Here is an 8,779-nt window from a genome sequence, read left to right as displayed (position 1 = left end):
TCTTACTTGTTGACAAACTGCCAAAAAGTTAGATCCTTGACGATCCATTTTATTAACGAATCCCATACGTGGAACTCTGTATTGATCAGCTAGTCTCCAGTTAGTTTCTGATTGTGGCTCAACACCATCAACAGCAGAAAATAAGAAAACCAATCCATCAAGTACACGTAATGAGCGGTTTACCTCTACGGTAAAGTCAACGTGCCCAGGAGTATCAATAATGTTAAAGTGATAAGCTTGTGAATTAGGTAATGCTTTACCTTGTTCCGTTGGAAAACTCCATTCACAAGTTGTTGCAGCAGAAGTAATGGTAATACCTCTTTCCTGCTCTTGCGCCATCCAGTCCATTGTTGCAGCACCATCATGTACTTCACCAATTTTGTGTGATTTTCCTGTGTAGAATAATATACGCTCCGTTGTTGTTGTTTTACCAGCATCAATGTGAGCCGCAATTCCGATGTTTCTTGTAAATTTTAAATCTCTAGCCATTTCTTATGTATTAAAATCTGAAGTGAGAGAATGCTTTATTCGCTTCTGCCATTTTGTGAGTATCCATTCTCTTTTTAACAGCAGCACCTTCTTCTTTAGCCGCAGCTAATATTTCAGAAGCTAATTTACCTGACATCGATTTCTCGTTTCTTCTACGAGCATAAAGTATCATCCACTTCATGGCCATAGAGATTTTTCTGTCTGGACGAATTTGCATAGGGATTTGGAATGTAGCTCCACCCACTCTACGACTACGTACTTCTACGTGAGGCATAACGTTTGTTAAAGCATCTTTCCATACTTCTAATGATGATTTTTCATCATTATTCTTTTTTGTTTCTACAATTTCCATAGCATCATAAAATACTTTGAAAGCTGTCGATTTCTTACCATCCCACATTAAGTTGTTTACAAAACGTGTTACTAACTGATCGTTAAATTTTGGATCTGGTAAAAGTGGTCTTTTCTTTGCCGCTCTTTTTCTCATGTCTTTGTTTTTTGTCGAAAGTCGAAAGCCAAAAATCTTAAAGTTGATACTTTATGACGTTATACCTTTTAACTTTTGACTAGTTAAAAATTTACTTTTTAGCTTCTTTTGGGCGTTTAGCACCGTATTTAGATCTTCTTTGTGTTCTTCCTGCTACACCTGATGTATCAAGCGCACCACGCACAATGTGGTATCTAACTCCTGGTAAATCTTTTACCCTTCCGCCTCGCACTAATACTATCGAGTGCTCTTGTAGATTGTGTCCTTCTCCTGGTATGTATGCATTCACCTCATTTCCATTAGTCAAACGTACACGCGCAACTTTACGCATTGCAGAGTTTGGTTTTTTTGGAGTAGTAGTGTAAACACGCGTACAAACACCTCTTCTTTGAGGACAAGAATCTAAAGCAACCGATTTACTCTTCTTAGTGATTTGAGTTCTTCCTGTTCTTACTAATTGTTGAATTGTTGGCATAATTAAATACTAATTTTTCTTTATTTATTAAATTCCCGCTTTTTTAGGGGTTGCAAATGTAGTAATTATTTTCAATGAAACAAATCATAATTAATTAATTTTCAAAGACATTCTTTTTAGATTCGATTAACTACAATAAAAACAGATTTTTTGCGTTATTTTGAGGCAATCAATCAGCCCATTTTGAAAAAGATTTTTCTCTTTTTATTTATATTTATGATCAGTGGAAGCATTTCTGCACAAGAATTCCGTCTGAAAATTATCGGGCAAAACGAAAAAGAAAACAAAATTATCGACAGTATTGGCTATGTTTTGAAACACAAAAATGCCAAATCAATTTTGGACGAGAATAATTTATTATATGAAAAGCTTACCAAAAAAGGATATATGGAAAGTCAGCTTGCTGAAAATTTTAAGCTAAATGACTCCACATTTTACTTCAAATACAATATTGGAAAAAAAATAAGTGATGCGCGAATATATATAGGTATAAAATTACAAGAAAACGTCGCCGGAATTTACAGCATAAAAAACGACACCTTGACAATTCCTTATGAAGAAATAGAAACCTTTTTAAATGCCACTTTAAAAAAATTAGAAACCACTGGTTTTTCTATGGCGAAAGTAAAACTTGTTAACATTCAAAAAACAAAAGAGTCACTTTCTGCCGACTTGTCAATTACAACTGAAATAAAAAGACAGGTAAACGATATTGTCATTAACGGTTATGATAAATTTCCGGAAGGGCATAAAAAAAATATCATACGGTTATATCGGAATAAAGTTTTTAATCAAAAGAACTTAGACAAACTATACAATGATTTTGAAAAATTCCGATTTGTCAAGCAAAGTAAATATCCTGAAATTCTTTTCACAAAAGACTCTACCAAAATTTACGTCTATTTAGAAAAAGCAAAACCAAACACTTTTGAAGGTTTCGTAGGTTTCACAAATAATGAAAACAAGAAAGTTATTTTTAGTGGATATCTGGATTTGATTTTGAACAATGTTTTGAATTTCGGAGAAAAATTATCGCTGTATTGGAAAAGCGATGGTCAAGACCAAAAAACATTTAATCTGGGGATGGAACTCCCCTATATTTTTAATAGTCCATTGGGAATTAAAGCAGAATTAAATATATTCAAACAAGATAGCACTTTTCAGAACTCAAAAACAGCTATTAACTTGGGGTATTATTTTAATTATAACACACGTTTGTATTTTGGCTATCAAGCGACAGAGTCGAGTGACATTCAGAATGTGAATTCATCAACCTTAAGCGATTTTAATAATTCATATTTAACAGCAACTTTAGAATATGTCGATTTCAAGAATGATGATTTTCTTTTTCCTGAAAAAACTTCTTTTGATTTAAAAATCGGAACAGGGAAAAGAGATACTAAGCTAATTTCTGACAATCAGTTTTTCGGGAGTTTATTTATAAAACACAATTTCTATCTGAATCAGAAAAACATTGTAAACATCAAATCTCAAAATTTCTATTTACAAAGCAGTAACTATATCATAAATGAGTTACAACGCTTTGGCGGAATAAATTCCATTCGAGGTTTTAACGAAAATAGTTTACAAGGAAACGTGTTTGGTTCAATTCTATCGGAATACAGATATATACTTACTTCAAATCTATATGTTCATTCGATTATTGATTATGGATATATTCAAGACAAAACTTTTAATAGCAGTGGAAATCTTTTTGGTTTAGGATTCGGTTTTGGTTTACTATCTAAAAACGGACTTTTCAATCTTGTTTATGCCAACGGAAGTACTAATAATCAGACAATAAAATTCTCCAACTCTATTGTGCACGTAAGCTTTAAAGCTGTTTTTTAATATTTTTTAGTTTTCATGTTAATGATTTGAATTTAATTTAGGTTTTTTAAGAAATATTTAAGACTTTTGGTTAACTAATTATAACCAAATTAAATAATGAAAACAAAGTTAAATGGATTCTTAACGCTTTTCATAGCGTTGTTGGTGCAAATCTCTTTTGCGCAAGAGAGGTTGGTTTCAGGCATTGTAACAGATGTGTCTAACCAACCATTACCTGGAGTAAATGTATTAGTTAAAGGAACTAATATTGGAACACAAACCGATTTTGAAGGTAAGTTTTCAATAAAAGCTTCTTCAACTGAAACATTAGTTTTCAATTTCATAGGTATGAAATCTCAGGAAATTGTTGCTTCATCAACAACATTTAGTATTACAATGAAAGATGATGCTATTGAATTAGAAGGATTAGTTGTAACTGCTTTAGGTATCAAAAGAAAACCAAATGAAATTACTACGGCAACTCAATTAGTTAAGTCATCCGAATTAAATCAAGCAAAAGCAACAAATGCGGCAGTTGGTTTAGTTGGAAAAGTGTCTGGTTTACAAATTAACACAGTAAACAATGGCGTTAATCCAGACACAAGAATACAGCTTCGTGGGTTTAGATCAATTACAGGAGATAACGAGGCACTTATTGTTATTAATGGCGTAATCTCAACATCAGGTGCTTTTGCCGAATTAAATCCTGAGATTATTGAGTCTGTTAATGTAATGAAAGGTTCTAATGGTGCCGCTTTATATGGTTCAAGAGGATCAAATGGGGTAATTATTGTTACAACCAAAAGAGGGACTAAAGATGCTGAAAAATTCAAAATCACACTTAACACTACTTTTACCGCAGAAGAGGCATCTATGTTTCCAATTCTACAAAGTAGATTTGGCCAAGGCTATCAAGGCGCTCAAGATTTTACTGAAAACACTAGCTGGGGGGCTGAACTTGATGGGTCATTACAACCTACAGGTTTACAACAAACACTTCTTCCCTACTCATTCATAAAGGATAACTACAAACCATTTTTTACAGATGGAAATACCTTACTAAACTCTGTAGCTATATCTTCAGGTGATGAAAATAGCTATTTAAATTTTACTCTAGGAAATCAAAAAACGGAGGGCATTATTCCTGGAGATAAGTTTACTAAAAATAACTTCTATATAAGTACTGGAAAAAAAATTGGCAAATGGAGTTTTAATGCTAATGCTACCTACACTACTACTAATCAAAATACAGCAGGAGGTGTAGAAGGTTCAATATATGGATCATTGGTTCAAATACCCGTTAACGTTCCTGTTCAATTATTTAGCAATCCAGACAATGCTACCCACTGGACATATTGGGAGTTAAGTCCCTATTGGAAATTGAAAAACGAAAGGATCTCTAATAAAGGTCAAACTTTTGAAGGTGTTGGAGAATTGAACTATGAATTCAATAAAAATATTAGTGCTACCTATAGAGCTAGTTACAGAAGTACTTCTTTCAATAGAGTAGAATTCTTCAATGGCTATAAAACAGATGTTGTTTATTGGGACTCCCCGTTTGATTATGTTTCTTCTTATGAAGTGGGAAACACGAATAGTAGAAACTTATATGCCGATTTACTTGTCAATTTTAACTATGATTTGACAAAAGATATCACACTTAAAGCAAACGTGGGTAATAACGTAACTAATGCTGAATTCAATTCATTATCAGTTAAAGGTGAAAAATTAGTAATTCCTGGATTGTATAACATTTCTAATATTACAGGAAATGCATTACCATCTGATTTTAAATCAAGACAAAGAAGTTATTCTTATTTTGCAAATGTTGATTTAGGTTATAAAGATTATTTGTATTTGAATCTTACCGCCAGAAAAGATTGGACTTCTGTTATCAAAAAGCCATTCTTTTATCCAAGTGTCGGTGTTTCCTTTATACCAACAACAGCTTTTGCTGACTTTGGAGGCGAAACACTTACTTTTGCCAAATTATCTGCTAGTTTTGTAAAGGTAGGGAACAGTGTTGTTGGTCCTTACGACATAAATGACCGATTTGTTAGCGCAACGTCTGCAGGTTTTCCATTTTTAATTAACAGTTTTAATCAAACTACTAGTATTGCAGATCAAAACTTAATACCGGAAACCAATACCTCAATAGAATTTAACATGAATTTAGAATTCTATAAAAAAAGGGTCACTTTTGACGCTAGCTATTTTAGATCAAAAAATAGTGATCAAATCATTGAAATTTCTCCATCAACAACTTCAGGTGCTAACTTAGCTACTGTTAATGTTGGAGAAACAATATCTCAGGGTGTTGAATTTGATTTAGGGGTAACAGCTATTAAAACTGAAAACTTTACTTGGGATTTCAGATTCGGTTATAGTGCTCCAAAAACAGAAGTAACGAAAGTGACTGACGAGTCTAACCAAGTTGCTGTTGGACAATACCTTGGCACGGCTGGAATTGCTGCTATTAAAGGAGAACAGTTTCCTATGCTTGTTGGAACTGGTTACCAGAGAGATGATAATGGCAATGTAGTTATTGATACCTCAACCGGAGACCCATTAAAAGCAACTAATGTAAAACTAGGAAAAACAACTCCAGACTATATACTTGGCCTAACAACCAATATTAGATATAAAAATTTAAAACTAACTGGAGTTTTTGACTATAGAACAGGCCATGTTTTTTATGCCGGCGTAAAAGATGGTTTAATTCAAAATGGTTCTGATATAGTTACGGCTCAAAACGGAAGAGAACCTTTTATTTTTCCTAATTCTGTAATCGAAACATCTCCTGGAGTTTTCACACAGAACACTAGTGTAACCACTTCAGGAAATCAAGATTATTTTACTGGAATTTACAGAGAAATCGATGAAAATTTCGTTTTGGATGCAACAGCATTTAAATGTAGAGAAATTGCACTATCCTATTCTTTTTCAGATAAAATAGTAAAGAAATTACACGTTGATGGATTGTCTCTAGGGCTAAATGCACGAAACGTATTCATGATACTTCCAAAACAGAACAGAAACTATACAGACCCTGAATTTTCGTTTACAACGGGAAACAATGTTGGTTTAAGCACAGGTGCTCAAGCTCCACCAACAAGAACATACGGATTCAATATCAATATAACTTTTTAATAATTATGAAAATGAAATATATATATAGTAAAGTATTATGCGGCTTATTAATCAGCGCATCTTTACAATCTTGTGATGATTATCTTGATGTAAATGATGACCCTAATAATCCTTCATCTGAAAATGTTAATCCTGAAATCGTTCTTGCCGCAACACAAGTGTATACTTATGGCGTATTAGCTGGAAATGTTTCTGAGTTCAATCCAAATGCTGTTCAAGACAATATGAACCAATTGGGAAATCTGATGATGAATAACTGGACTAGAGATGTTGGGGCATCAAATTCAAGTTACTATTTTAATGAACACACCTATAATGTAACTTCTGATTTCTATTCAGGAATTTTTGAAAATCTTTATTTAAGAACTTCTAATTACACTTTCATTCAAAATACAACTAGACCTGGCTATGACAATTATAAAGCAATTGCTAAAATATTAAAATCATTTTATTTCCAATATTTAGTAGATTTATACGGAAACATTCCTTACTCAGAAGCTCATAAAAGAGGGGGTAATTTGAGCCCAAAATATGATGATGCTTTAACCATATACAGAGATTTAGTTTTGCAATTAGAAGAAGCTGTTGCTTTGATAGACAACGCACCCGCTGGCTCACTAAATCCAGGAGAAAATGACGTTATGCTTTCTGGCGATATGGGTATGTGGAAAAAATTTGCTAATACGCTTAAACTAAGAATACTTCTAAGAGAGTGTAAAAGAACGGCATCATCAACTTACATTACCTCAGAAATGGCTGAGTTACAAAGTAGCGGTGCTCAATTTTTAGGACCAAATGATAATGTAACTATTAACCCTGGATTTAGTGCATCTGTAAATAAACAAAATGGATTTGCTGCTATGTTTTTAAACACCAATGACGAGTTTAAAAATAACTGGTCTTCTACCGCAGCAACTAAATATACAGTAAGCTATTTACAAAACACTAATGACCCAAGACTGACCCGAATATATTCGGCAACATCAGCTGGGCCTACTGATTATAATGGTCATCAACAAGGCGATGTATTAAACACTTCTACAAACTACCCTGTTTCGCATGTTGGTCCAGGATTACTTAAAAATTCCGCTCAAGATGGCTTGGTATTTACCGCTGCAGAAAGTTTATTATTACAAGCTGAAGCAGTTCAAAGAGGGTATTTAACCGGTTCTGCTAAAAGTTTGTACGAAAGTGGCATTACCGAATCGTTTAAACTTTTAGGCTTAACCACTGCTCAAGCAATTACTTATTACAGTCAGGCAACAAATCTTGTAGGTTGGAATGGCTCCACTGGAAATGAAATACAAGCTATAATAAATCAAAAATGGATTGCCTTGAATGGTATTAATGGTGGAGAAATTTGGATTGAAAATACAAGAACTGGTTTTCCAAGTCACGTTCCCCTTTCTCCAGTAGCAGCAAGTGCATCAAGACCAATTCGTTTATTATATCCAAGCTCTGAAATTGCAGGTAATACTGCAAATGTTCCGCAACAGAATGAATCTGAAGCTTTCACAAGTAAAATATTTTGGAACCAATAATAAAAATAAATATGAAAAATATAAAAATAATATTCTTAACCCTTATAACCTTAACTGTTGTAATTTCCTGTGTTAAGGATGATGTAGAAAATAATAGCAAAGGTGATTATGTTGTTGGATTTAAGAATTCACAATCATCATATATCTATACTGATAATGATGTCGACCCAGTTCAAGTTTTTGAACCTATCGATTTAGTTGGTGGTAGTAATGGTACAACCTCTGATACTGATATTTTGATCCCTTTTTCTATTGATGTAACGAGTACAGCTATCCTAGGAACAGATTATACTGTTACAGCAACTGGCGGAAGCGTAACATTAGAAGCGGGTTCAAGCTTTGTAAAACTACCTTTCACAATTAACCCAAGCGTTTTACCCGGAAATGTTCCAAAAACTATCATTATCAATTTAGGACAACCATCTACAGCAGGTGCAGTGGTTGCAGATGATAAAAAAACCATTACGGTTACCATTGCTAAATGCGCTTCTGATTTAGAAGGAACATATGCACTGGAAGTAACCAGAGAAGACAATGGTGTTGTTTATAATTTCCCAAATGAAGTAATCACACAATTAGCTTTAGGGGTATATGAAACATCAAGTACTGGTCCGTATGATGATTTAACCAATGACGGTGCCCCAAGAAATGGCTTTATATTTAAAGATGTTTGCCAATCTATTGCCATAGATGAGCAAAACTTAGGTGATTATTATTCTAATATGAAAGTGTCTTATTTAACAAAAAGTCGTGATGGTTCTAGTTCTGCACAACCTGATCTTGCGGATAAAATGGGAAAACGTCTTA

7 protein-coding genes are annotated in these 8,779 nt (G+C 33.5%); 4 read left to right on the top strand and 3 right to left on the bottom strand.

All coding sequences use genetic code 11. From position 1 onward, the window contains the following. The 3 genes from ACOYLP_RS09245 to rpsL form a co-directional block, all read right to left on the bottom strand. Nucleotides 1-489 (bottom strand): GTP-binding protein (locus tag ACOYLP_RS09245; RefSeq protein WP_422855887.1); only part of this gene is annotated, 489 nt, incomplete at its 3' end. A gap of 10 nt (nt 490-499) precedes the next feature. After that, complete coding sequence (rpsG, locus tag ACOYLP_RS09240; protein ID WP_136151630.1) at nt 500-976, bottom strand: 30S ribosomal protein S7; 477 nt, start codon at nt 974-976, stop codon at nt 500-502. A 91-nt stretch (nt 977-1,067) separates the two neighbouring features. Then, a complete protein-coding gene (rpsL, locus tag ACOYLP_RS09235; protein WP_007136570.1) occupies nt 1,068-1,451 on the bottom strand; it encodes a 30S ribosomal protein S12 in 384 nt (127 codons plus the stop codon). Between the two features lie 183 nt (nt 1,452-1,634). On the opposite strand from rpsL, the gene ACOYLP_RS09230 reads away from it, so the two are divergent. The 4 genes from ACOYLP_RS09230 to ACOYLP_RS09215 all read left to right on the top strand — a co-directional run. Then, entirely contained in the window at nt 1,635-3,302 is a 1,668-nt protein-coding gene (locus ACOYLP_RS09230; RefSeq protein WP_422855886.1) for a hypothetical protein, read from the top strand. Between the two features lie 96 nt (nt 3,303-3,398). Then, nucleotides 3,399-6,431 carry a SusC/RagA family TonB-linked outer membrane protein gene (locus ACOYLP_RS09225; protein WP_422855885.1) on the top strand — a complete coding sequence of 1,011 codons (3,033 nt, stop codon included), beginning with the start codon at nt 3,399-3,401 and terminating at the stop codon, nt 6,429-6,431. 11 nt (nt 6,432-6,442) lie between these two features. After that, the gene (locus ACOYLP_RS09220; protein ID WP_422855884.1) at nt 6,443-7,972 is read left to right on the top strand and encodes a SusD/RagB family nutrient-binding outer membrane lipoprotein; all 1,530 of its coding nucleotides are present in this window, start codon (nt 6,443-6,445) and stop codon (nt 7,970-7,972) included. An 11-nt stretch (nt 7,973-7,983) separates the two neighbouring features. Continuing rightward, on the top strand, nt 7,984-8,779 hold a 796-nt coding region (locus ACOYLP_RS09215), incomplete at its 3' end, for a hypothetical protein (RefSeq protein ID WP_422855883.1).

The sequence above is a fragment of the Flavobacterium sp. genome (genome assembly GCF_049318325.1).
GTDB lineage: Bacteria > Bacteroidota > Bacteroidia > Flavobacteriales > Flavobacteriaceae > Flavobacterium.
The sequence above is the reverse complement of the archived record's forward strand: the minus strand, read 5'-3'. Positions and strand labels throughout refer to the sequence as shown.

Coding starts and splice junctions, on each gene's coding strand:
- rpsG (WP_136151630.1), bottom strand. CDS start 976: ATGAGAAAAAGAGCGGCAAAGAAAAGACCACTTTTACCAGATCCAAAA.
- ACOYLP_RS09225 (WP_422855885.1), top strand. CDS start 3,399: ATGAAAACAAAGTTAAATGGATTCTTAACGCTTTTCATAGCGTTGTTG.
- rpsL (WP_007136570.1), bottom strand. CDS start 1,451: ATGCCAACAATTCAACAATTAGTAAGAACAGGAAGAACTCAAATCACT.
- ACOYLP_RS09220 (WP_422855884.1), top strand. CDS start 6,443: ATGAAATATATATATAGTAAAGTATTATGCGGCTTATTAATCAGCGCA.